At 72.3% G+C, this 24,837-nt stretch carries 23 protein-coding genes; 14 read left to right on the top strand and 9 right to left on the bottom strand.

Features of this window, described 5'->3' with window-relative positions; genetic code table 11:
* The first annotated feature begins 115 nt into the window (after nt 1-115).
* The 11 genes from ABD774_RS04375 (at nt 116) to ABD774_RS04325 (ending at nt 9,996) form a co-directional block, all read left to right on the top strand.
* A complete protein-coding gene (locus ABD774_RS04375; protein WP_345038065.1) occupies nt 116-2,155 on the top strand; it encodes a glycoside hydrolase family 15 protein in 2,040 nt (679 codons plus the stop codon).
* Complete coding sequence (locus tag ABD774_RS04370) at nt 2,148-2,858, top strand: MBL fold metallo-hydrolase (protein WP_345038064.1); 711 nt, start codon at nt 2,148-2,150, stop codon at nt 2,856-2,858. Before ABD774_RS04375 ends, ABD774_RS04370 begins: the two co-directional genes overlap by 8 nt.
* A gap of 218 nt (nt 2,859-3,076) precedes the next feature.
* Nucleotides 3,077-4,414 carry a short-chain fatty acid transporter gene (locus ABD774_RS04365; RefSeq protein ID WP_486327269.1) on the top strand — a complete coding sequence of 446 codons (1,338 nt, stop codon included), beginning with the start codon at nt 3,077-3,079 and terminating at the stop codon, nt 4,412-4,414.
* 46 nt (nt 4,415-4,460) lie between these two features.
* Entirely contained in the window at nt 4,461-4,739 is a 279-nt protein-coding gene (catC, locus tag ABD774_RS04360; RefSeq protein ID WP_345038060.1) for a muconolactone Delta-isomerase, read from the top strand.
* Between the two features lie 4 nt (nt 4,740-4,743).
* Nucleotides 4,744-5,040 (top strand): YciI family protein, encoded by a 297-nt coding sequence (locus tag ABD774_RS04355; RefSeq protein ID WP_345038057.1) that lies wholly within the window; start codon nt 4,744-4,746, stop codon nt 5,038-5,040.
* Nucleotides 5,041-5,047: 7 nt separating this feature from the next.
* A complete protein-coding gene (gene pcaD / locus ABD774_RS04350) occupies nt 5,048-5,824 on the top strand; it encodes a 3-oxoadipate enol-lactonase (RefSeq protein ID WP_345038055.1) in 777 nt (258 codons plus the stop codon).
* A 68-nt stretch (nt 5,825-5,892) separates the two neighbouring features.
* Nucleotides 5,893-6,180 (top strand): YciI family protein, encoded by a 288-nt coding sequence (locus ABD774_RS04345; protein WP_345038053.1) that lies wholly within the window; start codon nt 5,893-5,895, stop codon nt 6,178-6,180.
* Nucleotides 6,180-7,142 carry a bile acid:sodium symporter family protein gene (locus ABD774_RS04340; protein WP_345038051.1) on the top strand — a complete coding sequence of 321 codons (963 nt, stop codon included), beginning with the start codon at nt 6,180-6,182 and terminating at the stop codon, nt 7,140-7,142. Before ABD774_RS04345 ends, ABD774_RS04340 begins: the two co-directional genes overlap by 1 nt.
* 333 nt (nt 7,143-7,475) lie before the next feature.
* Nucleotides 7,476-8,165: a 3-oxoacid CoA-transferase subunit A gene (locus ABD774_RS04335; protein ID WP_345038275.1), complete on the top strand. Its 690-nt coding sequence runs from the start codon at nt 7,476-7,478 to the stop codon at nt 8,163-8,165.
* The gene (locus ABD774_RS04330; RefSeq protein WP_345038050.1) at nt 8,162-8,818 is read left to right on the top strand and encodes a 3-oxoacid CoA-transferase subunit B; all 657 of its coding nucleotides are present in this window, start codon (nt 8,162-8,164) and stop codon (nt 8,816-8,818) included. The genes ABD774_RS04335 and ABD774_RS04330 overlap by 4 nt, the downstream gene beginning before the upstream one ends.
* A gap of 8 nt (nt 8,819-8,826) precedes the next feature.
* On the top strand, nt 8,827-9,996 hold the full coding sequence (locus ABD774_RS04325) for a thiolase family protein (protein WP_345038048.1): 1,170 nt from the start codon (nt 8,827-8,829) through the stop codon (nt 9,994-9,996).
* 93 nt (nt 9,997-10,089) lie between these two features.
* On the opposite strand, the gene ABD774_RS04320 is transcribed toward ABD774_RS04325, so the two are convergent.
* From ABD774_RS04320 to ABD774_RS04295, 6 genes are all read right to left on the bottom strand, one after another.
* Nucleotides 10,090-10,890: an IclR family transcriptional regulator domain-containing protein gene (locus tag ABD774_RS04320; RefSeq protein ID WP_345038047.1), complete on the bottom strand. Its 801-nt coding sequence runs from the start codon at nt 10,888-10,890 to the stop codon at nt 10,090-10,092.
* Complete coding sequence (gene pcaDC, locus ABD774_RS04315) at nt 10,887-12,053, bottom strand: bifunctional 3-oxoadipate enol-lactonase/4-carboxymuconolactone decarboxylase PcaDC (protein ID WP_345038046.1); 1,167 nt, start codon at nt 12,051-12,053, stop codon at nt 10,887-10,889. Before pcaDC ends, ABD774_RS04320 begins: the two co-directional genes overlap by 4 nt.
* A 64-nt stretch (nt 12,054-12,117) precedes the next feature.
* Nucleotides 12,118-12,969 (bottom strand): IclR family transcriptional regulator domain-containing protein, encoded by an 852-nt coding sequence (locus ABD774_RS04310; protein ID WP_345038045.1) that lies wholly within the window; start codon nt 12,967-12,969, stop codon nt 12,118-12,120.
* Between the two features lie 94 nt (nt 12,970-13,063).
* Complete coding sequence (locus tag ABD774_RS04305; RefSeq protein WP_345038044.1) at nt 13,064-14,149, bottom strand: TerC family protein; 1,086 nt, start codon at nt 14,147-14,149, stop codon at nt 13,064-13,066.
* Between the two features lie 301 nt (nt 14,150-14,450).
* Nucleotides 14,451-16,547 carry an excinuclease ABC subunit UvrB gene (uvrB, locus tag ABD774_RS04300; protein WP_345038041.1) on the bottom strand — a complete coding sequence of 699 codons (2,097 nt, stop codon included), beginning with the start codon at nt 16,545-16,547 and terminating at the stop codon, nt 14,451-14,453.
* Between the two features lie 42 nt (nt 16,548-16,589).
* Nucleotides 16,590-17,207, bottom strand: coding sequence for a MarR family winged helix-turn-helix transcriptional regulator (locus ABD774_RS04295; RefSeq protein ID WP_345038039.1), 618 nt, complete (start codon nt 17,205-17,207; stop codon nt 16,590-16,592).
* Nucleotides 17,208-17,305: 98 nt separating this feature from the next.
* On the opposite strand from ABD774_RS04295, the gene ftsH reads away from it, so the two are divergent.
* Complete coding sequence (gene ftsH, locus ABD774_RS04290; RefSeq protein WP_345038037.1) at nt 17,306-19,315, top strand: ATP-dependent zinc metalloprotease FtsH; 2,010 nt, start codon at nt 17,306-17,308, stop codon at nt 19,313-19,315.
* A gap of 35 nt (nt 19,316-19,350) precedes the next feature.
* Here the strand turns inward: ftsH and ABD774_RS04285 are convergent, their stop codons facing one another.
* Nucleotides 19,351-20,016 (bottom strand): cob(I)yrinic acid a,c-diamide adenosyltransferase, encoded by a 666-nt coding sequence (locus tag ABD774_RS04285; RefSeq protein ID WP_345038035.1) that lies wholly within the window; start codon nt 20,014-20,016, stop codon nt 19,351-19,353.
* A gap of 120 nt (nt 20,017-20,136) precedes the next feature.
* Here ABD774_RS04285 and ABD774_RS04280 point away from each other — a divergent pair, with 120 nt between their 5' ends.
* The gene (locus ABD774_RS04280) at nt 20,137-21,822 is read left to right on the top strand and encodes a BCCT family transporter (RefSeq protein ID WP_345038033.1); all 1,686 of its coding nucleotides are present in this window, start codon (nt 20,137-20,139) and stop codon (nt 21,820-21,822) included.
* Here the strand turns inward: ABD774_RS04280 and coaE are convergent.
* A complete protein-coding gene (gene coaE / locus ABD774_RS04275; protein ID WP_345038031.1) occupies nt 21,819-22,460 on the bottom strand; it encodes a dephospho-CoA kinase in 642 nt (213 codons plus the stop codon). The two genes, ABD774_RS04280 and coaE, sit on opposite strands and share 4 nt — an antisense overlap.
* A 156-nt stretch (nt 22,461-22,616) precedes the next feature.
* Between coaE and ABD774_RS04270 the strand changes: the two genes are divergently transcribed.
* A complete protein-coding gene (locus tag ABD774_RS04270; RefSeq protein ID WP_345038029.1) occupies nt 22,617-23,048 on the top strand; it encodes an OsmC family protein in 432 nt (143 codons plus the stop codon).
* 129 nt (nt 23,049-23,177) lie between these two features.
* Here the strand turns inward: ABD774_RS04270 and rpsA are convergent, their stop codons facing one another.
* Complete coding sequence (rpsA, locus tag ABD774_RS04265; RefSeq protein WP_248255766.1) at nt 23,178-24,653, bottom strand: 30S ribosomal protein S1; 1,476 nt, start codon at nt 24,651-24,653, stop codon at nt 23,178-23,180.
* Nucleotides 24,654-24,837: the final 184 nt, after the last annotated feature.

The following is a 24,837-nucleotide window of genomic DNA, read 5'->3' as shown; positions in this document are numbered from 1 at the left end:
TTCTTGCAGCCGCTCGCGCCTGCACATCTTCCGAGGAAGGCGCACGGCCCGAGCGTGACCATGCCGGGATCGCTTCCCCTGGCCCCCTCCGCCCCGTCCTGGGAGCATCGGGACGGTGACCAGCCCCCCACACCAGGTGCCGCCCCGGCGTCCCGGCCCCGCGCCGATCGGTGACTACGCGGCGCTCGGCGACGCCCACTCGGTCGCGCTCGTCTCCCGCCACGGCTCGGTCGACTGGCTGTGCCTCCCCTGGCTGGACTCCCCCGCCTTCTTCGCCGCCCTCCTCGGCACCCCGGACAACGGCCGGTGGCTCCTGGCCGCCGTCGCGGACGAGGTCGACGGAAACGACGCCGGCGACGGGGACGACGAGCGCGACGGCCGCCGGGCCGCCGACGGTGGTGCTCAGGACGGGGTCACGGTCAGCCGGCGTTACCGCGGGGACAGCTTCGTCCTCGAGACCACCTGGACCACGCCCACAGGCACGGCCCGCGTCGTCGACGCCATGCCGCTCGCGGACGGCCGGTCGGACCTCATCCGCCGGGTGGAGGGCGTCACCGGGACCGTGACCTTCGAGCACGAGTGGGTCGTCCGGTTCGGCTACGGCCGCACGAAGCCCTGGATCCACCGCGAGCGTGCGGCCGACGGGCACGAGGTCATCCACGCCGTCGCCGGCCCGGACTCGCTCACCCTCGCGGGGGACCGGCTCCCGCGCGGGGTCCGCGGCAGGCATGCGGACCGGTTCACGGTGAGCGCCGGCGAGACGGTCACGCTGGTGATGACGTGGCAGAAGTCGTGGGAGCCGGTCCCCCTCCTGCCCGACACGGCGGCGCAGCTGGAGGAGACCGAGACCACCTGGGCCGACTGGGCCCGCCTGACCACCTACCAGGGGCGCTACCGCGAGCAGGTGGTGCGCTCGCTCCTCGTGCTGCGCCTGCTCACCCAGGAGCCGACCGGCGGGATCGCCGCGGCGGCGACCACGTCGCTGCCCGAGCAGCTCGGCGGCGGGCGCAACTGGGACTACCGGTACTCCTGGCTCCGCGACGCCGCGCTGACCCTCGAGGCGATGATCGAGGTCGGCTACCGCGAGGAGGCCGACGAGTGGCGTCAGTGGCTGCTCCGGGCTGCCGCCGGGGACCCCGAGAACCTGCAGATCATGTACCGGCTCGACGGCTCCCGTGACCTGCCGGAGCGCACCCTCGACCACCTCCCCGGGTACGCCGGCTCGGCGCCCGTGCGCATCGGCAACGGCGCCGTCGACCAGCACCAGAACGACGTGCTCGGCGAGGTCATGCTCGCCCTGGACCTGGCCCGGCGTTCGGGCATGCGGGTCGACCACGACGCGTGGGCCCTGCAGCGTGTCCTCGTCAACGGGATGATCGACCGCTGGCAGACGCCCGACCACGGCATCTGGGAGATCCGCGGCCCGCTGCGCCACTTCACGCACTCGAAGGTCATGTGCTGGGCGGCGCTCGACTGCGCGGTCCGGGCCGTGGAGCACCAGGGGCTCGGCGGGCCGGTGGACCGCTGGCGCGAGGTGCGGCGGCAGATCCGGGCCGACATTCTGGAGCACGGGTTCGACGCGGAGCTGAACTCCTTCGTCCAGTACTACGGCGCGAAGCACACCGACGCCTCGCTCCTCCAGCTCGTCCAGGTGGGCTTCCTCCCGCCCGACGACCCCCGGGTCCTGGGCACCGTGGCCCGCGTCCGCGAGGAGCTGGCGGACGGGCCGTGGGTCCGCCGGTACCGCACCGAGACCGGCGTCGACGGCCTGGCCGGGGACGAGCACCCGTTCCTCGCCTGCTGCTTCTGGCTCGTCGACGCCCTCGCGCGCACGGGCGACGTCGCCACCGCCCGCCGCCACATGGACGAGCTGGTGGGGACGATGAACGACGTCGGTCTGCTCGCCGAGGAGTACGACCCGGTGAACCGACGGTTCACCGGCAACTTCCCGCAGGCGTTCTCCCACCTCGCGCTCGTGCGGGCGGCCCACTCCCTGCACGTCGCGGCCGCGAGCCCCGTCCCGCTCGGTGCGCAGGCGCCGCTGCACGAGCACGCCCCGCGCCGCACCGGCGAGCACGCCCACGTCACGCGCCACCACGAGCGCACGCCGAGCGCCCGTCGGTCGAACCTGCCCCACGGAGAGCCCCATGCCTGAGCACCCCTCCCCCTCCCACGCCGACGACGACGACCTGCGCCACGCCCACGTCGAGCCCGGCGGGCCCGTCGCGGTCCACCGGCTGGGCGGGGTCACGGTGCGGAAGGCCTCCGTCTCGGAGCAGGACAACAACGCCTACCTGCTCACGGCCGACGACGGCAGCCAGCTCCTGATCGACGCCGCCGACGACGGCCCCCGGCTCCTCGCCCTCGTCGCCGAGGGCTCCGGCCGGCTCGACGCCGTCGTCACCACCCACCGCCACTGGGACCACCACCGGGCCCTGCCCGCCGTCGTCGAGGCGACCGGCGCCGCCGTCCTGGCCGGTGCCGCCGACGCCGCCGAGCTGCCCGTCCCGGTCACGCGCACGCTCGCCGACGGGGACGTCGTCGACCTCGGCGGCCTCCGGCTCGAGGTGGTCGGCCTGCGCGGTCACACCCCCGGGTCCGTCGCCCTGGTCCTGCGCGAGGACGACGGCGCTCCCCGGCCCGGTCGGGTCCACCTGTTCACCGGCGACTCGCTCTTCCCGGGCGGCGTCGGCAGGACGTGGTCGCCGGAGGACTTCACCGCTCTGATGGACGACGTCGAGGCACGCGTCTTCGCCCGGTTCCCCGACGACACGCGCGTCTACCCCGGGCACGGGGACGACACCACGCTCGGCCGGGAGCGGCCGCACCTGGCCGAGTGGCGCTCGCGCGGCTGGTGACGCGCGCTTCTTCCCACATCCTGGACAGCTCGGGCGTGCGGCAGTGTCGCACGTCATATTCGTTCGCCTAGCCGACGACCGTTCGAAGGCCGAACGTCGTTCCGGATCAGCCATCGCGCCCACAGAGCTGGAGCGCGCCCCCGAGAGGACCTACCACGATGTCGAAGGTCGCCACCGAAGGTGCCCCCGTCGCGCAGGACCGGCCACGCCGCACAGTCATGTCGTCAGTCACGGGCTTCTTCACGGAGCTCATGCGCAAGTACCTCCCCGACCCGTTCGTCTTCGCGATCGGGCTGACCCTCCTCACGCTGCTCATGGCCGTGACGATCGAGGGGCAGAACTTCCTCGACATGGCTGACGCGTGGGGCACGGGCTTCTGGGACCTCCTGGCCTTCACCACCCAGATGGCCGTCATCCTCGTCGCCGGCTACGTGCTCGCCTCGGCGCCCGTCACCGACCGGATGCTCGACCGCATCGTCGCGAGGGTGCGGACCCCGCGGCAGGCGATCATCGTCGCCACCCTGGTCGGCGCCGTCGGCTCCTACATCAACTGGGGCTTCGGCCTCATGATCGGCGGCGTCGTCGCCAAGAAGCTCGCCCTCGGGGTGCGCGGCGTGCACCACCCGTTGATCATCGCGTCCGCCTACTCCGGGTTCACCCTGTACGGCCTGGGCCTCTCGGCCACCATCCCGGTGACCATCGCCGCCGAGGAGCACCCGCTGGTGGACCAGATGGGCGTCGTCCCGCTCTCGGAGACCATCTTCTCCGCGCCGATGCTGATCCTCGCCCTCGTCACGGTCACCACGCTGCCCCTGCTGAACGCGTGGCTGCACCCCCGGCCCGGCCAGCCGGTCAAGGAGATCGACCGCGAGCGGGCCGCCTCCGGCGTCGCCGCCGCCGTGCGGACGGACGTCGACCTCGAGAACACCGTCGCCGCGAGGCTCAACAACTCCCGGATCCTCGCGCTCGCGATCGGCGTCCTCGGCATCGTCTTCGTCGTCCTGTACTTCGCGGACGGCCGCGCGCTGAACATCAACATCATCAACTTCATCGTGCTGTTCCTCGGCATCATCCTGATGGGGACGCCGGCGAAGTACGTGGCGAAGTTCGGCGAGGGCATCAAGACCGCCGCCGGGATCGTGCTCCAGTTCCCGTTCTACGCCGGCATCCTCGGGATCATGGCGGCCTCGGGGCTCGTCGTGACCATCTCCGAGCTCTTCGTGAGCGTCTCCGGCGCCGAGACCCTGCCGTTCTGGGGCATCGTCTCCAGCTTCGTCATCAACTTCTTCGCCCCGTCCGCCGGCGGGCACTGGATCATCCAGGGGCCGTTCATGATGGAGGCCGCCACCGCGCTCGACGCGTCCTACGCGCAGACCGCCATGTCCGTCCAGCTCGGCAACGCCTGGAACGACCTCGTGCAGCCGTTCTGGATCCTGCCCGCCCTGGCGCTGTCCGGGCTCAAGCTCAAGGACATCATGGGCTACACGGTCATCATGATGTTCTACGTCGGCGTCCTGTACTGCGGCGCGACGCTGCTGTGGGGTTTCCTCGGCTGACCGCCGCCCCACCCCGCTCCCCGCTCCCCACCGCCAAGGAGGCAACATGCTGTACCTCGTCCACATGGTCGTCGACATCCCCGAAACCGTCCCCGCCGACGTCGCGCAGGAGACGATCGCCCGCGAGAAGGCCTACTCCCAGGAGCTCCAGCGCGGGGGCGAGTGGGCGGAGATCTGGCGCGTCGTCGGCGAGTACGCGAACTACTCGATCTTCGACGTCGAGAACCACGACCGGCTCCACGAGATCCTCTCCGGCCTGCCGCTGTACAGGTGGATGACCATCAAGGTCACCCCCCTGGCCAAGCACGGCTCGTCCATCAGGTAGCGCCGTGCCGTACCTCGTCGAGACCTACGACAAGCCGGGCCACCACGATCTCCGCCTGCAGGTGCGGGACGAGCACCTGCGGTTCCTCGCCGCGAACGCCGAGCTGCTCCTCGCCTGCGGGGCGAAGCTCTCCGACGACGGCGAGACCGCCTCGGGCGGGATCTACCTCCTCGACGTCGACACTCGCGAGGAGGCCGAGGCGCTGATCGCGCAGGACCCGTTCACCCGGGCCGACCTCTTCGACCGCGTGGTCGTGAGCCGGTGGCGCAAGGCCTACCTGGCCGGCCAGAACTACCTCTAGGAGCCCCATGCCCACCCTGACCACCCCCGGCGCCACGATCCGGTACGAGGTAGACGGCGACGCCGCGAACCCGGCGGTCGTGCTGTCCAACTCGCTCGGCACCAACCTTGACCTGTGGGAGCCCCAGGTCGGTGCGCTCGCCGAGCGCTTCCACGTCGTGCGCTACGACAGCCGCGGCCACGGGCTGTCCTCCTCCCCCGCGGGCCCCTACAGGATGAGCGACCTGGCTGGCGACGTCGTCGCGCTCCTCGACCATCTCGAGGTCGAGCGCGCGCACGTCGTGGGGATCTCGATCGGCGGCCTGACCGGCCAGTACCTCGCCGTCGAGCACCCCGAGCGCGTGGACCGCCTCGTCGTCGCCAACACCGCCGCCAAGATCGGCGAGCCGCAGGCGTGGCTCGACCGGGCGGCCCTGGTGGAGTCCTCCGGGCTCGGCGCCATCGCGGACGCCGTCGTGGAGAAGTGGCTGACCCCGGACCACGCCCGCGAGCACCCCGAGCTCGCGGCCCGGCTCAGGGCGATGCTGCTCGCCACCGACGACGCCGGGTACGCCGCCACCTGCCACGTGCTGGCGGAGACGGACCTGCGCGAGCGGATCGGCGGCATCACCGCGCCGACGCTCGTGATCGGGGCCAGCGGCGACCTGCCCACCCCGCCCGCCGCCACGCGGGCGATCGCCGAGAGCGTCCGCGGCGCGCGGTACGTCGAGGTCGACGCCGCCCACATCTCCAACCTGGAGGCGACGGCGGAGGTCACCGCCGCGGTGCTGGGGTTCCTCGACTGAGCCCGTCCCCGCGGGCCTGTGGCACCCACCGGCCCGCGGGGTCCGCCACTGTCGCTACTCTGGCGGGCATGACCCTCTTCGCCGTCGAGTACGTCTACGACCAGAACCGCACGAAGGACCTGGAGACGCTCCGACCGCAGCACCGTGCGTTCCTCGGTGGCCTGCACGAGTCGGGCTCCCTCCTCGCGTCCGGGCCGTGGCAGGACGCCGCGGCCCCCGGGGCGCTCCTCCTGGTGCGGGCGGACAACCACGACGCCGCGATCCACCTGCTCGACTCCGACCCGTTCCACCGCGCCCACCTCATCGTGCGCCGCACCGCCCGCGCCTGGAGCCCGGTGATCGGTTCGCTCGGCTGATGGGCCGGGTGCTCCGCACCTGGGTCGACCCGTTCGTCGTCGCGCTGGTCATCACGATGGTGGCCGGCTTGGTGGTTCCCGTGCCCGCGCCGCTGCGGCACGCGATCTCGGTGGCGGGCGACGTCGCGGTCACGGTGCTCTTCCTCGTCTACGGCATGCGGCTCTCCACCCGGGAGGTCCTCGCCGGTCTGCGCAACGTGCGCCTGCAGGGCGCGATCCTCGCGTCCACCTACGTGCTGTTCCCGCTCCTCGGGCTGGCCCTGCACGCCCTGACCGGGTCGCTCGTCGGGTCGGCGCTGGCCACGGGTCTGCTGTACGTCACGCTGCTGCCCTCGACGGTGCAGTCCTCGGTGTCCTTCACCTCGATCGCGCGGGGCAACGTCGCCGGGGCCATCTGTGCGGCGACGGTCTCGAACGTCCTCGGCATGGTGCTCACGCCGCTGCTGGTGCTGCTCCTGATGGACCGCTCCGGCGCGCTGGGGCTGGGCGGCCTGCGCGACGTTCTGGTGCAGCTGCTGCTGCCGTTCGTCGTCGGCCAGCTCCTCCAGCCGTTCTCCGGGAGCTGGGTGCGCGCCCGCCGCTGGCTCACGGTGAGCGTGGACCGCGGCACCATCCTGATCGTCGTCCTCGGGGCGGTCACCGCCGCGACCGCCGCCGGCGTGTGGGACGCGGTCTCCTGGACGATGGTGCTGGCGCTGCTCGCCCTGTGCGCCGTCCTGCTGGCGGTCATGCTCGCGGCCACGTGGTGGGGCGGGCGCGCCCTGGGCATGGACCTGCCCGACCGCGTCGCACTGCTCATGTGCGGCTCGAAGAAGTCGCTGGCCACCGGGCTGCCGATGGCCGCGGTGCTCTTCCCCGCGTCGACCGCCGCGGCCGTGGCCGTGCCGGTGATCGTCTTCCACCAGCTCCAGCTCGTCGTCTGCGCCGTCCTCGCCCGTCACCTCGCGCGGCGCGCGGCGTAGTCCGCGTCGGCGCGGGGCGCGGGGCGCGGCGTAGTCCGCGTCGGCGCGGGGCGCCGGCGTGAGTGCGGGGCGCCGGCGTCGGCGCGCCCCAACCGCGCAGGCATGCGCACGGCGCGCGAGCCCGACGGTGGGCGCACCGGCGACCTCCCGGTGGACGACCCCGTCCCGGGTGGAGCCCACGGCCGACTCGGGGACGAGGCTTTCGGCACCACCGCCGACAGCACCGAGACCTCAGGCGGATCGGCCTTGACCCGCCGGGCGGCGGCACGGGATGATAGTTCTAATTGCGCGCACATGTGCGCATACCGAACACTGAGGAGTGTGAGCGCGGCGATGCTGCGGATCACCGAGGATCTCCGCGAGGCGGTGGAGGGCATCAGCGACGGGTCGACCGTCATGATCGGCGGGTTCGGCACGGCGGGGCAGCCGGTCGAGCTCATCGACGCCCTCATCGACCAGGGCGCGAGCGACCTGACAGTCATCAACAACAACGCCGGCAACGGCGACGTGGGTCTCGCGCAGCTCATCGCGCTCGGGCGGGTCCGGAAGATCGTCTGCTCCTTCCCGCGGCAGAAGGACTCGTGGCACTTCGACGAGAAGTACCGCGCCGGCGAGATCGAGCTCGAGGTGGTCCCCCAGGGCAACCTCGCCGAGCGCATCCGCGCCGCGGGCGCCGGCATCGGCGCCTTCTTCACGCCGACCGGGTACGGGACCCTCCTGGCCGAGGGGAAGGAGACGCGGCGCATCGACGGGCGCGACTACGTCCTCGAGTACCCGATCCACGCCGACTTCGCGCTCGTCAAGGCCCTGCGCGCGGACGGCGTCGGGAACCTCGTCTACCGCAAGACCGCCCGCAACTTCGGCCCGGTCATGGCCACCGCCGCCCGCACCACCATCGTCCAGGTCAACGAGATCGTCGAGACCGGCGCGATCGACCCCGAGGTGGTCGTCACCCCGGGCATCTACGTCGACCGCGTGGTCCGCGTGGACCCGGTCAGGCCCGAGCCCGAGGAGGGACAGTGAGCGAGCCCCTGACGCGCGACCAGATCGCCGCGCGCGTGGCGCAGGACATCCCCGAGGGGGCCTACGTCAACCTCGGCATCGGGATGCCCACGAAGGTCTCGGACTACCTCGAGCCGGAGCGCCACGTCACCCTGCACACCGAGAACGGCATGCTCGGCATGGGGCCCGAGGCCGAGGGCGACGAGATCGACCTGGACCTCATCAACGCCGGGAAGATTCCCGTCACCGAGCTGCCGGGCGCCTCCTACTTCCACCACGCCGACTCCTTCGCGATGATGCGCGGCGGGCACCTCGACCTGTGCGTCCTCGGCGCGTTCCAGGTCTCCGCCTCCGGCGACCTCGCCAACTGGCACACGGGCAGGCCGGGCGCCATCCCCGCCGTCGGCGGCGCGATGGACCTGGCCATCGGCGCCAAGCAGACCTTCGTGATGATGGAGCTGCTCACGCGCGACGGGCACTCGAAGCTGGTCGAGGCGTGCACCTACCCGCTGACGGGTGTCGGCTGCGTCTCGCGCGTCTACACCGACCTCGCGGTCTTCGACCTCACCGACGACGGCGTGGCCGTCCTCGAGACCTACGGCGACGCCACCGTCGAGTCCCTGCGCGAGACCACCGGGCTGCCGCTGCTCGACGCCACCGTCCCCGCCCGCTGAGGAGAGCCATGTCCGCCTTCATCTACGACGCCGTCCGCACGCCCTTCGGCCGCTACGGCAAGGGCCTCGCCGGCGTGCGCCCCGACGACCTCGGCGCCACGGTCATCAAGGCCGTCGTCGACCGCAACCCCACCCTCGACCCCGCCCGCATCGACGACGTCATCTTCGGCAACGCCAACGGCGCCGGCGAGGAGAACCGCGACGTCGCCCGCATGTCCACCCTCCTGGCCGGGCTGCCGGTCACGGTCCCGGGCGTGACCGTGAACCGGCTGTGCGGCTCCGGCGTCGAGGCGGTCATCCAGGGCTCGCGGGCCATCGAGACCGGCGACGCGGACGTCATCCTGGCGGGCGGCACCGAGTCGATGTCCCGCGCCCCGCTGGTGCTCCTCAAGCCCGAGCGCGCGTTCCCCGCCGGCGACCAGACCCTCGCCTCGACCACCATCGGCTGGCGGCTGGTCAACCCGAGAATGCCGAAGGAGTGGACCGTCGCCCTCGGCGAGGGCGCCGAGATCCTCGCCGACCAGCACCAGATCTCCCGCGAGGAGCAGGACGCCTTCGCGCTGCGCAGCCACCAGCTGGCCACGCAGGCCTGGGACGAGGGCCGCTACGACGCCGAGCTCGTGCGAGTCCCCGGCGTCGAGCTCGACCGCGACGAGAACATCCGGCGGGACAGCTCCCTGGAGTCCCTCGCCCGGCTCAAGCCGGCCTTCCGGTCGCCCGAGCAGGGCTCCGTCACGGCCGGCAACGCCTCCCCGCTGACCGACGGCGCCTCCGCCGTCCTCCTCGCGGGCGAGGACTTCGACGGCGAGCCGCTCGCCCGCGTCGTCTCCCGCGGCGTCTCCGCCCTCGAGCCGCAGATCTTCGGCGTCGGCCCGGTCGAGGCCGCCAACATCGCGCTCGAGCGGGCCGGGAAGACCTGGGACGACGTCGACCTCGTCGAGCTCAACGAGGCCTTCGCCTCCCAGTCCCTCGCCTGCCTCAGGCTCTGGCCCGACCTCGACCCCGAGAAGGTCAACGTCGACGGCGGGGCGATCGCCATCGGGCACCCGCTCGGCGCGTCCGGCGGACGCATCGTCGGCCACCTCGCCCACGCGCTCAAGGCCCGCGGCGGCGGCATCGGCGTCGCCGCGATCTGCATCGGCGTGGGCCAGGGCCTCGCCGTCGTGCTGGAGGCCTGAGGGAGGCCCGAGGGCCGCACGGCCCGACGGCCGCGCGGCGCGACCGCCGCGCGGCCGGGGCTCAGCCCGCCGGAGGATCAGCCCGCCGGAGGATCAGCCCCGGCCGGGCGGTGCACCGGCCCGGCCGGACGCCTCGGCGACGGCGGCGCTGATCTCCCGCCCCGCGGCGACGACCGCCTCGACGAGGTCGGGCCCCACGCCCCACGGCGGCAGGGACGCCGTGCTCAGCGGGAGGTTCACCGCGGCCACGACCACGCCGTCGTCCACCACGGGGGCGGCGAGGGTGGTGAGCCCGGGCTCGAACTCCTCGTCGATGTGGGCGTACCCCTGCGCGCGCACCTGGTCGAGCACCTCGCCCAGCCGGGCGGGGTCGGTCACGGTGGTCGGTGTGAGCGCCTCGAGCGGGCCGGCCCCGAGGACGGCGGCACGGTCGCCGGGGCGGAGGTCCGCCAGCAGCACCCGGCCGATCGCGGTCGCGTGCGCGGGCACCCGGGCGCCGACGTTGAGGACCACGTCGACGATCCGCGCCCCCGCGACCCGCTGGACGTAGACCACCTCGGCGCCGTCGAGTACGCCGAGCGAGATGGACTGGCCGGTGGCGGCGGAGAGGCGTCGCATGGCGGGGAGCGCGAGGGCGGGCAGGCGCAGGCTCGCGCGGTACGCCTCCCCCAGCTCCAGCACACGCGGCCGCAGGCTGAACTCGCGGCCGCGGGCGAGCACGTAGCCGACGTCGACGAGGGTGAGCAGCACCCGCCGCGTCACCGCCCGGTTCAGCGTGGCCGCGTGCGCCACCTGGGCGAGCGTCAGCGGGCCGTCCGCCGCCGCGAGGGCGCGCAGGACGGCGAGACCGCGGGCGAGTGACTGCAGGCCCTCCGGCTCGGCCTCCTCGCTCACGAGCGCTCGCTCTCGACGTCGTCGAGGACCTGCTGCGCCAGGGCGAAGGCGTGGTTGGAGACCGGCACCCCCGCGTAGACCCCGATGTGCAGCAGCACCTCGCGGATCTCGTCGACGGTCAGGCCGTTGCGCAGCGCGGCGCGAACGTGCATGGCGAACTCGCCGTCGTGCCCGAGCGTGGCGAGCACTGCCAGGGTGATCGCGCTGCGCATCCGCCGGTCGATGCCGGGGCGGGTCCAGACGTCGCCCCACGCGTAGCGGGTGATGAGGTCCTGGAAGTCGGCGGTGAAGGACGTCGTGCGCTCCTGGGCCCGGTTCACGTGGGCGTCGCCCAGCACCTCCCGGCGCACCCGCGTGCCGGCCGCGCGCACGGGGTCCTGGGCGTCGAGGTGCTCCAGGACCAGCCGGGTGACGGCGGGCGCCTGCTGCACGGCGCTGATGTGCGCGGCGTCGGCGACCACCTCGTACCGGACCTCGGCCCCGGCGGCCCGCAGGGTCTCCGCGGCGGCGGCGGACAGCTCCGGCGGCGTGGCCGCGTCGCTGTCGCCCGCCACGAGCAGCAGCGGGGCCGAGATGCTGGGCAGCTCGGGCCGCAGGTCCATGCCGGCGACCGCCTCGCAGCACTGCGCGTAGCCCTCCGGGTCGACGGCGAGGAAAGACTGACGCAGGGCGGCGCGGCGCCGCTCGTCGTCGTACGTCTCGGTGAACCAGCGGGACATGACGGCGTCCACCAACGCGCCCATGCCCTCGCGGCGCACGGTCGCGGCCCGGGTCAGCCAGCCCTCCGCGGGCGGCAGGTAGGGGGCGGAGCACACGACGGCCACGCGCTCGACGCGCTCGGGGTGCCGCTGGGCGAGCCACAGCGCGACCATCCCGCCGATCGAGAGGCCGACGTGGTGGGCGGACGCGACGCCCAGGTGGTCCATGAGGCGCAGGACGTCGGAGCCGAGGTCCGCGATGGTGGCCGGGCCCTCGGTCCGCGGGGTCCCGGAGCGGCCGTGACCGCGCAGCTCGTACCGGACCACGCGGTAGCGCCGGGCCAGCACGGGGACCTGGGCGTCCCACATGTGCCGGTCCGTGCCGAGCGAGGAGCCCATGACGACCACGGGGGCGTCCTCGGGGCCGTCGACGGCGTGGGCCAGGATCTGCGCGTCGTCGTGCATCGTTCTCCTTCAGCTGGGGTGCCGGCCTCCCGGCCCGCCCGGCCAGGCTACCGACCCGGACCGCTCAGGAGTCGACGTGCCCGAGGGGGACGAGGTCGGCGTCGATCGCGGCGGCCGTCCGCCGCAGCTGAGGCAGCACCCGGTCGAGGAACGCGGCCGGCTCGTCGTGGATGACCGTGGTCGCGACGTTGACCGCGGCGATCACGTTCCCCTCGCCGTCGTGCACGGGCACGGCGACGGACCGCAGCCCCTCCTCCAGCTCCTGATCGACCAGCGCCCAGCCCTGCGCGCGCGTCCGGGAGAGGATGGCGCGCAGCCGGGCGGTGTCCGTCGTGGTGTACGGGGAGCGCCGCTCGACCCGCACCGACTCCACGAAGCCCTCGAGCCACTCGGGCGAACGGGCGGCGAGCAGCACGCGGCCCATGGCGGTGGACTCGGCCGGGAACCGCGAGCCCACCCGGATCTGGACGCGCATGACCCGGCGGGTGGCGACGCGTGCGACGTAGACGATCTGGCCGGCGTCGAGCACCGAGGCCGACACGGACTCGTCCAGGCGCGCCGAGAGCGCCTGGAGGTGCGGGGTGACGACGTCGGCCAGCGAGAGCCCCGAGAGCTGCTCGAACCCGAGCTCGAGGAGCGTGGGCCGGAGCGTGAACTCACGGCCGGACCGGGCGGCGTAACCCAGCTCCACCAGGGTGTGGAGCGCGCGCCGGGCGCCCGCGCGCGGCATGCGGGCGCGTGCGGCGACCTCGCTCAGCGTCAGTCGCGGGTGCGCCGCGTCGAACGCCCGGACCACCGACAGGCCGCGTGCCAGGGAGCGGATGAACTCCGGTGAGCGGTCCGTCCCGTCCGTCTCGCCGGCCCCACCGCCGGAGGTGCCGACGGCGGTCGCTCCGTCGTCGTCGCTCGCCCGCACCGGGGCATGCTACCGCCGGACGCACGACCGCCCGGCCCCCGGTCCGGGGGCCGGGCGGTGCCGGCGGGCGCGGCGGCCGTGGCCGTCGCGGGACTCAGTCCTCCGAGGTGCGCTTCGCAGGCTCCGCCGGCGGGATGGTCGGACGGCGGTCCTCCTCGCGCTCCCCGGCGCGGAGGATCGCGGCCTCGGCGGCCGCGATGCGGGCGTCCTTCTTGTTCTTGCGCAGGCTGGCCACCACCGTGATGACGAGCACGCCCACGATCCAGAGCAGCGACACGACGATCGACGGCTCGGGGATCGCGGTCCAGTGCTCACCGCCGTTAATGAACGAGAGCTCGTTCTCGTGCAGGGCGTGGATGACCAGCTTGACCCCGATGAAGCCGAGGATCGCGGCGAGGCCGTAGTGCAGGTAGACGAGCTTGTCGAGCAGGCCGTCGATCAGGAAGTAGAGCTGGCGCAGACCCAGGAGCGAGAAGGCGTTCGCCGCGAAGACGAGGTACGGCTCCTTGGTGAGGCCGAAGATGGCGGGGATGGAGTCGACCGCGAAGAGGATGTCGGCGCTGCCGATCGCGATGATCGCGAGCAGCATCGGGGTGATCATCGTCTTGCCGTGGTGGCGGTGGACCAGCTTGCCGCCGACGAAGCCCGGGGTCACCGGCACGAAGCGCCGGACGAGGCGGACGAAACCGTTCTCGTGGTACTCCTCGTGCTCGTCGGGGTCCTCGACCCCCTGACGCGCCTGTGCGATGGCGGTGTAGATCAGGAACGCGCCGAAGAGGTAGAACACCCAGGAGAAGTTCTCGATCACGGCCACGCCGAGGGCGATGAAGACGCCGCGCAGGACGATCGCGATGATGATGCCGGCCAGCAGCACCTCCTGCTGGTACTTCCGCGGGATCTTGAACGCCGCGATGATGATGACGAAGACGAACAGGTTGTCGACGGAGAGGGATTTCTCCGTGACGTACCCGGCGAAGTACTCCGTGCCGTACTGGGTGCCGTAGACGCCCCACACGATGAATCCGAAGATGATGGCCATGGCCACGTAGGCCACCGACCACCAGGCCGCCTCCTTCATCGAGGGGGCGTGCGGGTTGCGGACGTGGCCGACGATGTCGACCACGATCATGACGACGATGATCGCGCCGAGCGCGATCCAACCAAGGGCGTGGACTTCCACAGTGCCTCCGGTACGTAGGGACGGGTACCGGAGGTCTCTTCCGCCTGGTCCGGGCTGTCCCCACCCGCGACGCTCCGGGGCGGGGACGACCGTCGTGGTCCGGGCCAGTGGTACCGAGCGGACGACGTCGCCCACCGTGATGACGGCACCACTGTTCGGGGAATACTCCCCTCCGCAGCGGCAACGATACGTCACCCCCATCCCGAGCGCGACCACCCGGCCGCGTGACGACCGACGTCACAGAACCGGACATGTCGGTCACGACGCCACCTGCCGGGGACGCCGACCGTCCGGCGGCCGGTCAGGCGTTGGCGGCCGTCATCTGCCGCAGCTCCTTCTTCAGGTCCGCGATCTCGTCCCGCAGGCGGGCCGCGAGCTCGAACTGCAGCTCCTCCGCCGCGGCGTGCATCTGGGCGGACAGGTCCTGGATGAGCTCGGCGAGGTCGCTGGCCGCCGCGCCGGCCAGCTTCTCGCGGACCGACTCCCCCGCCTTCCGGCGATCCTTTCCGCCCGGCCCCTTGCCGGCGCCCCGGTAGCCGCCCTCGAGCAGCTCGGCCGTGTCGAGGTCCTCGCGCGCCAGCATGTCGGTGACGTCGGCGATCCGCTTGCGCAGCGCCGTGGGCTCGATGCCGTGAGCCTCGTTGTAGGCCACCTGCTTCTCGCGGCGCCGCGTGGTCTCCTCGATGGCGTGGGCCATGGAGTCGGTGATCCTGTCGGCGTACATGTGCACCTGCCCCGAGACGTTTCGGGCGGCGCGGCCGATGGTCTGGATGAGGGAGGTGGAGGAGCGGAGGAACCCCTCCTTGTCGGCGTCCAGGATGGCGACGAGGGAGACCTCCGGCAGGTCCAGGCCCTCCCGGAGGAGGTTGATGCCCACCAGCACGTCGAACTGCCCCAGCCGGAGCTCCCGCAGCAGCTCGACGCGGCGCAGGGTGTCGACGTCGGAGTGCAGGTAGCGCACCTGGATCCCGCGCTCGAGGAGGTACTCCGTGAGGTCCTCGGCCATCTTCTTGGTCAGCGTGGTCACGAGCACCCGCTCGTCCTTGTCCACGCGGTCGCGGATCTCCCCGAGGAGGTCGTCGATCTGGCCCTTCGTCGGTTTGACCACCACCTCGGGGTCCACCAGTCCGGTGGGGCGGATGATCTGCTCGACGACGCCGTCGGACTGGCTGAGCTCGTAGGGCCCCGGCGTGGCGGAGAGGTACACCGTCTGGCCGATGCGCTCGAGGAACTCCTCCCAGCGCAGCGGCCGGTTGTCCATCGCCGAGGGCAGGCGGAAGCCGAAGTCCACCAGCGTGCGCTTGCGCGACATGTCGCCCTCGTACATGGCACCGATCTGCGGCACGGTCACGTGCGACTCGTCGATGACGAGGAGGAAGTCCTCGGGGAAGTAGTCCAGCAGGGTGTTCGGCGCCGTGCCGGCAGCACGGCCGTCGATGTGCCGGGAGTAGTTCTCGATCCCGGAGCACGTCCCGATCTGGCGCATCATCTCGATGTCGTACGTCGTACGCATGCGCAGCCGCTGGGCCTCGAGCAGCTTGTTCTGCCGTTCGAGCTCCTCCAGCCGCTCGGCGAGCTCGACCTCGATGCCCGCGATCGCCCGCTCCATCCGCTCGGGGCCCGCCACGTAGTGGGTGGCCGGGAAGAGGTGTACCGCCTCCTCGGAGCGGACGACCTCGCCCGTCAGCGGGTGCAGCGTGCTCAGGCCGTCGATCTCGTCGCCGAACAGCTCGATGCGGATGGCGAGCTCCTCGTAGACGGGGATGATCTCGATGGTGTCCCCGCGGACCCGGAACGTGCCACGGGTGAAGGCCATGTCGTTGCGGACGTACTGCATCGTCACGAACTGGCGCAGCAGGTCGTCACGCTCGATCGTGTCGCCCACCTTGAGCTGGACCATCCGGTCGACGTACTCCTGCGGGGTCCCAAGACCGTAGATGCAGGAGACCGACGCCACCACGATGACGTCGCGCCGCGTCAGCAACGAGTTCGTCGCGCTGTGGCGCAGCCGCTCCACCTCGTCGTTGATCGAGGAGTCCTTCTCGATGTAGGTGTCCGTCTGCGGCACGTACGCCTCGGGCTGGTAGTAGTCGTAGTACGAGACGAAGTACTCGACGGCGTTGTTGGGCAGCAGCTCACGGAACTCGGTCGCGAGCTGGGCGGCGAGGGTCTTGTTCGGCGCCATCACCAGCGTGGGCCGCTGGACCTGCTCGATGAGCCAGGCGGTCGTGGCCGACTTTCCGGTGCCCGTGGCGCCGAGCAGGACGATGTCCTTCTCGCCGGCCCTGAGCCGCTCGGTGAGCTCGGCGATCGCCGTCGGCTGGTCACCCGACGGCGTGTAGTCGGAGACCACCTCGAACGGGGCGACGGCGCGCTGCAGGTCGGTCACGGGACGCATGGGTCAACGGTACGTCGGGGCACCGACATCGCGCCGGGTGCCTCAGCGCTGCAGAGCCCCTGCCGCGGTCGACGGACCCGCCGGTGCCGACGGTCCTGGCGACGGTGCGGACGCGGCCGACGGCGCCGTGCTCCCCGTCGGCGCGGACCCGCCGGCGGACCGGTCGACGTCGAGCCCCTCGACGAACCGGCCGAGAAGCTCGGCCAGCACCCGCCGGTCCTCCTCGCTCCACGAGGCGAGCCGGTCCTCGAGCACGGCGGCGCCGGCGCGGCGGAACCTGTCCCGCACGCCGAGCCCCTCCTCGGAGAGCGAGAGGAGCACGGCGCGGCCGTCCTGCGGGTCCGCCGTCCGCACCACAAGACCCGCCCGTTCGAGCCGCCGCACCTGCGGCGTGACGGTCGACTTGTCCACGCCCTGCCACGCGGCGAGCGCCGTCAGCCGCATCGGCCCTCGTTCCGCCAGGACCTCCACGATCCACACGTCCGTCGGCGTGAGCGAGCGTCCGAGCTCCCCGCTGAGGAACTGGGCACGGACGCTCGCCCGGCTCCCCCACCGCAGCAGCAGCCAGAAGGCGCGCTGCAGGCCCGCGCCGACGTCGGCGGCCTCCGCGCCGTCGTCCAGCCCCGTGCTGCCGTCGTCCCGGCCCGTGTCGTTCACCACAGTTGGTGAGATTACACCAACTAATAGGTAGCCACCCGCGCCGACGGCATCTAAACTAGTTGGCACACACCAACGAACCCACCCCGGAGGGACGCCCCGTGTCCAACCCCCGCGACGCCCGACGCACCGAGCCACCGGAGCAGCCTCCCGCGGGCCAGCCCTGGCGCACGGAGGGCGTCCCGCCCCAGGGCCGCGAGCCCGAGCCACCGGGATGGGGACGGGTGATCACCTGGCTCCTGCTGGGCTGGGTGGTGCTCTTCGGGCTGACGACGCTCCAGGACGTCGCGAGCTCGCAGGTCGCCACGATCTCGTACACCGAGTTCCGGCAGCAGGTGGAGGAGGGCAACGTCGAGGAGGTCTTCTCCCGCGGCCAGAGCATCGAGGGCCGGCTGGCCGAGCCGGCCGAGCTGCCCGAGGGCGCCTCCCCGGCCCCGGCCGGCGACGGCGGCACCTACACCCAGTTCGTCACCGAACGGCCCACCTTCGCCCAGGACGACCTCCTCGCCGAGCTCGAGGCGAGCGATGCCGTCGTCCGTGCCACCCCGATCACGCAGGAACGCGGGATCCTCCCGAACCTCCTGATATCGCTGCTCCCGCTCGCGCTGCTCGTGGGGTTCTACGTCTGGCTCTTCCGCCGGGCCCGCAAGGCCGGCGGGATGGGCGCAGGGATGCTCGGCGGCCTGGGCGGGAAGAAGGCCAAGCCGGTCGACCCCGAGAAGGTGCGCGTCAACTTCGACGACGTCGCGGGCATCGACGAGGTCGAGGCAGAGGTCGCGGAGATCGTCGACTTCCTCAAGAACCCGGAGAAGTACACCCGCCTCGGCGCCAAGGTCCCCAGGGGCGTGCTCCTCGAGGGCGGCCCGGGCACCGGCAAGACCCTCCTCGCCCGGGCGACGGCGGGCGAGGCCGAGGTGCCCTTCTTCTCGGCCTCCGCGTCGGAGTTCATCGAGATGATCGTCGGCGTCGGCGCCCAGCGGGTGCGCGACCTCTTCGCCGAGGCCCGCAAGGTCGCCCCGGCCATCATCTTCATCGACGAGATCGACACCATCGGGCGCTCGCGCTCCGGGGCCCGCTCGATGGGCGGCAACGACGAGCGGGAGCAGACCCTGAACCAGATCCTCACCGAGATGGACGGCTTCGACGGCACCGAGGGCGTCGTCGTCCTCGCGGCGACCAACCGCGCCGACGTCCTGGACGACGCCCTGACCAGGCCGGGCCGCTTCGACCGCAAGATCACCGTCTCCCCGCCCGACCAGGCCGGCCGGGAGCAGATCCTCGCGGTGCACACCCGCGGCAAGCCGCTCGCGCCCGACGTCGACCTCGGCGCCGTCTCGCGGTCCACCCCCGGAATGACCGGCGCGGACCTCGCGAACCTGGCCAACGAGGCCGCGCTGCTCGCGGCCAAGCGCGGCCAGGACCAGATCTTCGCCAAGGACTTCGCGGACGCCCTCGAGAAGGTCCAGCTGGGCTCCGAGCGCGCCGTCGTCATGCCCGAGGAGGAGCGCCTGCGCACCGCGTACCACGAGGCGGGCCACGCCCTCCTCGGCATGCTGCGGCCCGGCGCCGACCCCGTCCGCAAGATCTCGATCATCCCCCGCGGCCGCGCCCTCGGCGTCACCCTTTCCACGCCCGAGACGGACCGGTACGGGTACGACGTCGACTACCTCCGGGGCCGCATCATCGGTGCCCTCGGCGGCATGGCCGCCGAGCAGGAGATCTTCGGCGTCATCACCACCGGCGCCGAGTCCGACCTGCAGACCGTCACCGCCATCGCACGCCAGATGGTGGGCCGGTGGGGCATGTCGGAGAAGATCGGGCCCGTCCAGGTCTACCCGAGCGACGGCGACGCCCGGCAGAACGGTGCCTCCGAGGCGCTCCTGGAGGCCGTCGACGCCGAGGTCCGCGCCCTCGTCGACGACTGCTACGCCGAGGCCCGGCGGCTGCTGCGCGAGAACCGCGACAAGCACGAGGCCATCGTCGCCGCCCTCATGGAGCACGAGACCCTCGACGAGGCCGACGCCTACGCGGCCGCGGGCATCGAGCGCCGGCCGGCTGACCCGCACCTCGTGGGGGCCCCGGCGGGGTCGCCCGGGCACCGGGACGCCTGACGACGGGCGGGGCGACCGGTGTCCGAGCGCCGGGACTACCCCGCGTCGTCGGGCGTCGTGGCGCGGTCGTCCGCGGCGGCCTGGCCGACGGCGGCCACCGAGGAGCCCGGGACCCACACCACGTCGCCAAGATCGGTGTTGGCGCCGCGGGCGGCGACGAACAGCAGCGTCGACAGGTGGTTCAGGTAGCGGCCGGCCTCCCGGTTGACCGCCTCCGGGTGCGCCTCGACCGCGCGCCAGACCGCCAGCTCCGCGCGACGCACCGCCGAACGGGCCTGGTAGAGCAGCGCCGCTGCGAGCGTGCCGCCGGGCAGGACCATCCCGCTGAGGTCGCCGGCCCCCTCGGTGAAGTGCTCGATGGCCCGGTCCAGCCGTTCGACGTGGGCGGGCACGATCCTGACCGCGACCGGCTCGTCCCCCACGGTGGAGACACCGAGGTCCGTGACCAGGTCGAGCAGGTCGTTCTGCACGCTCAGCAGCATCGAGGCGAGCTCTCGAGGCAGCGGGGCCGCGGCCATCGCCATACCGATCGAGGCGTTCGCGGCGTCGACCTCGGTGTAGGCCGCCACCCGGAGGTCGGACTTGGCCAGCTCGCCGTGGTCGCCGAGGACCACGCGCCCGGTGTCGCCGCCGTGCTCGCCGAGGAAGATGCTCCCCGCGTCGCCGTGCTCGTCCGGTCCTGGCTCGCCGCCGACAGTCATGGGTGCCACGATACTGAGCGCGGAGTGCCGGAGCGCGACGAGCCGCCCGACGGCCGCGGAGCCGCCCGACGGCCACCGGCCGGCCCCGCAGCCCCATGGGACGGAAGGAGCGGGGACCGCATGGACAACCAACCGTCGGACGGCGTCGTCACGACGCCTGCCGGCACGGCCGATCAGGAACGCGGGTGGGCGACCGTCGACAAGCCGGTGTTCTTCATCTCCGTCGCCCTCGTCATCGTGATCTGCCTCCTCGGCGTGCTGTTCACCGAGGCCGTCGGGGACGCCGCCGGCGCCGCGCTCGGCTGGGTGACGCACACCTTCGGCTGGGTGTTCATCCTCGCCGCGGCGGGGTTCGTCGCCTTCTCCCTGGTGCTCGCCTTCGGGCGGTTCGGAGGCATCCCGATCTCCCGCGCCGGAGAGTCCACCGAGTTCTCCCGGATGTCGTGGATCGCCATGATGTTCAGCGCCGGCATGGGCATCGGCCTGATGTTCTTCGGCGTCTACGAGCCGGTCACCCACCTGGCCGCTCCGCCGCCCTTCGTCGACGCCGCACCGGGCAGCCCGGAGGCCGCCGAGGCGGCGATGGCCTACACGTTGTTCCACTGGGGGCTGCACCCCTGGGCGATCTACTCCGTGGTGGGCCTGGCCCTGGCCTACTCCACCCACCGGATGGGGCGCGGCAACCTCATGAGCGCGCCGTTCCAGTCGATCCTCGGGAAGGACCGGATCGAGCGGCGCGGCTGGGGCCGCCCGATCGACATCCTGGCCATCCTGTGCACGAAGTTCGGCTCGGCGACGTCGCTGGGCCTGGGCGCGCTCCAGATCGCCGCGGGCCTCTCCCTGCTGCGCACCGGCGAGTTCGTCGACGACCCCGGCACGGCCGCGCCGGTGATCATCATCTGCGTCCTCACCGTGGGCGTGGTGATCTCGGCGGCCAGCGGCGTCTCCCGCGGCATCAAGTGGCTGAGCAACACGAACGTCGTCCTCGCGGCGGCGCTGCTGCTGTTCGTCTTCGTGGTCGGGCCCACCGTCTTCATCCTCGACCTGCTGCCCGCGTCGGTCGGTGCCTACCTGTCCAGCCTGGTCCCCATGAGCTTCCACTCGGCCGTGTTCGGCGGCGGGGACTGGCTGGCCAGCTGGACGATCTTCTACTGGGCCTGGTGGATCTCCTGGACGCCGTTCGTCGGGACGTTCATCGCGCGGATCTCCAAGGGGCGCACCATCCGTGAGTTCGTCCTGGGCGTGCTCCTGGCCCCCACCGGCGTGAGCATCGTCTGGTTCGCCGTGTTCGGCGGCGCGGGGATCAACCTGCAGCACAACGGCGTCGACATCGCGGGCACCGGCAGCGAGGCCGCCGGGTTCTTCGCGATGCTCGCGCAGTACCCGTTCTTCATCGGCGCGAGCCTGGTCGTCATGGTCCTCACCGCGGTGTTCTTCATCAGCGGCGCCGACGCCGGCTCGCTGGTCATGGGGACCCTCTCCTCCCGCGGGCGGACCACGCCGTGGACACCGGTGGTCATCATCTGGGCCATCCTCACGGGCGCCGTCGCCGCGGTCCTGCTCTTCGTCGGCGGCCTCGCCGCCCTGCAGACCTTCACGATCCTGGTCGCGACCCCGTTCGTGGTGATCATGATCGGGCTGTGCGTGGGGCTGTACGTGGACCTGCGCCGGGACCCCCTCCGTCAGCGCAAGCCCGGTCCGGTGCGCCAGGCCACGGTCGTGCCGTCCGAGGTCCCGTTCGCCGAGCCCGCCGCTCCCCCGGGCGCGGCGCCGCGGGAGCGTGGGCCGGCGCCGGAGCCGGGCTAGACGCCCGCCGCCGGGCTCGCCCCGGTGCTCCGCGCGCGCCGGTCGCGCTCGGGCACCAGCCTCTCCCGCCACAGCCGGCCGACGGCGTCGCGGAGCTCCTCGGGCGTCCCGGAGTTGTCCAGCCAGACGTCCGCGACGGCCCGGCGGGCCGCGTCGTCGGCCTGGGCCCGGATCCGTGCTCGTGCGTCCTCCTCCGACATGCCCCGGTGCGCCGTCAGCCGCTGGACCCGGGTGGCCTCGTCGGCGCCGACGACCACCACGAGGTCGTAGCGGTCGGCAAGGCCGTTCTCCACGATCAGCGGGACGTCGTGCACGACGACGGCGTCCGCGGGCGCGGCCGCCTGCAGGCGGCGGCTCTCCTCGGCGACGAGCGGGTGCGTGATGGCGCCGAGCCGCGCCAGGGCGTCGGGGTCACCGAACACGCGCGCGGCGAGGGCGGCCCGGTCCAGGGAGCCGTCCGGCGCCAGGACGGAGTCGCCGAACTCGGCGACGACCGCGGCGAGACCGGGCGTGCCGGGTGCGACGACGGCGCGGGCGAGCTGGTCGGCGTCGACGACGACGGCGCCGAGCCTGGCCAGCTCGGCCGACGCGGTCGACTTGCCCGAGCCGATACCTCCGGTGAGGCCGACGGTGAGCATCAGACGGACCGGGGCGCTCGGGCGGACTGGCTCATACCGGAACCCTAGCGGCGCCCGGCGCACCGGTGCGGGCCTCGCGGGTGCTGGCGGGCGCTGGCAGGATGGACGGGAAACCCACGACGCCCGGGCTCCCGGGCGAGCAGAGGAGGAAGTCGCATGGCACTCAGCAGCAAGGCCAGCACCACCTGGAAGGGCAACCTGTTCCAGGGGTCCGGCACGACGACGATGGACAGCTCGGGGCTCGGCACCTTCGACGTGACGTGGAAGGCACGCACGGAGGAGGACCGCGCGCGGACCAACCCCGAGGAGCTCATCGCCGCCGCGCACGCGACCTGCTTCTCCATGGCGTTCTCCAACGAGCTCGACCAGAACGGCACGCCGCCGACCCAGCTCGACACCTCCGCGGAGGTGACGTTCTCCACCGAGGGCGGGGCGCACATCTCCGGCGTGCACCTCACCGTGAACGCCCAGATCGAGGGCATCTCGGAGGAGGACTTCCAGCGCATCGCCGAGGCGGCGAAGGTCGGCTGCCCGGTGAGCAAGGCCCTCGCCGGCACGGAGATCACGCTGACGGCCTCGCTGGTCTGAGGCCCGCCCGACGGCCGAGGTCCGCCGGCACGGCGGCCTGAAGCCCGTCCCACGTACGACGAGGCCCGTCACCCCCGAAGGGATGACGGGCCTCGTCGTCTGCTCACGTCCGCCCGGAGGCGGAGCGGGTCAGTGGCCGGTGAGCTTCTCGCGCAGGGCGGCGAGGGCCTCGTCGGAGGCCAGGGTGCCGGCCGCCTCGGCCGGAGCCGAGCTGTACGAGGTCGGGCCCGCGGCGCCGGCGCCCGGCGTCCCCGTCTCGACGGCCTCGGTGTCGGCCTCCTGGGCGGCCGCGACCTGCTTCTTGTGCGCCTCCCAGCGAGCCTGCGCCTGGGCGTACTCGTTCTCCCACGCCTCGCGCTGGGCCTCGTAACCCTCGAGCCACTCGTTGGTCTCCGGGTCGAAGCCCTCGGGGTACTTGTAGTTGCCCTGCTCGTCGTACTCGGCGGCCATGCCGTACATCGACGGGTCGAAGTCGTCGCTGGTCGGGTCGACGCCCTCGTTGGCCTGCTTCAGGGACAGCGAGATCCGGCGGCGGTCGAGGTCGATGTCGATGACCTTGACGAAGACGTCGTCACCGACCTTCGCGACCTGCTCCGGCACCTCCACGTGGCGCTGCGCCAGCTCGGAGATGTGGACGAGGCCTTCGATGCCGTCCTCGACGCGCACGAACGCACCGAAGGGGACGAGCTTGGTGACCTTGCCGGGCACGACCTGGCCGATGGCGTGCGTGCGGGCGAAGGCCTGCCACGGGTCCTCCTGCGTCGCCTTGAGCGACAGGGAGACCCGCTCGCGGTCCATGTCGACGTCGAGAACCTCGACGGTGACCTCCTGGCCGACCTCCACGATCTCGTTCGGGTGGTCGATGTGCTTCCAGGACAGCTCGGAGACGTGCACGAGGCCGTCCACGCCGCCCAGGTCGACGAAGGCGCCGAAGTTGACGATGGACGAGACCACACCGGGGCGGACCTGGCCCTTCTGCAGCGTCTGCAGGAAGTGCGAGCGCACCTCGGACTGCGTCTGCTCGAGCCACGCGCGGCGGGAGAGGACCACGTTGTTGCGGTTCTTGTCGAGCTCGATGATCTTCGCCTCGAGCTCCTTGCCCACGTAGGGCTGGAGGTCGCGGACGCGGCGCATCTCGACGAGCGAGGCCGGGAGGAAGCCGCGCAGGCCGATGTCGAGGATCAGGCCGCCCTTGACGACCTCGATGACGGTGCCGGTGACGACGCCGTCCTCCTCCTTGATCTTCTCGATCGTGCTCCAGGCGCGCTCGTACTGGGCGCGCTTCTTCGACAGGAGCAGCCGGCCCTCCTTGTCCTCCTTCTGGAGGACGAGCGCCTCGATCTTGTCCCCGACGGAGACGACCTCGTCCGGGTCCACGTCGTGCTTGATGGACAGCTCGCGGGAGAGGATGACGCCCTCGGTCTTGTAACCGATGTCGAGGAGAACCTCGTCCCGGTCGACCTTGACGATGGTGCCCTCGACGATGTCCCCGTCGTTGAAGTACTTGATGGTCGCGTCAATCGCGGCGAGGAAGTCTTCCTCGGAACCGATGTCGTTGACGGCAACCTGGGGGGACGTCGGCTGCGTGGGCGTAGTGGTGGTCATTGAGCTGTGGACTCCGATGCGGACAGGAAGTAGTGCGGACAGGATTGTTCTGAAAGGTGACGCAGGAGCAGCCGCATGGGCACAACTGCACCAAAGGTTGATCCTACCGACGCCGGGCGCGGCCGGGCAACCACGCCAACCCCCTCGTGACGTGCCTCACGCCCTCGGGGTGAAGGGGGTTTGG

Source organism: Georgenia daeguensis (assembly GCF_039537705.1).
In the GTDB taxonomy this organism is placed as follows: Bacteria; Actinomycetota; Actinomycetes; order Actinomycetales; family Actinomycetaceae; genus Georgenia; species Georgenia daeguensis.
Note: the sequence above shows the minus strand (reverse complement) of the source record. Positions and strands in the feature narration are given on the sequence as shown.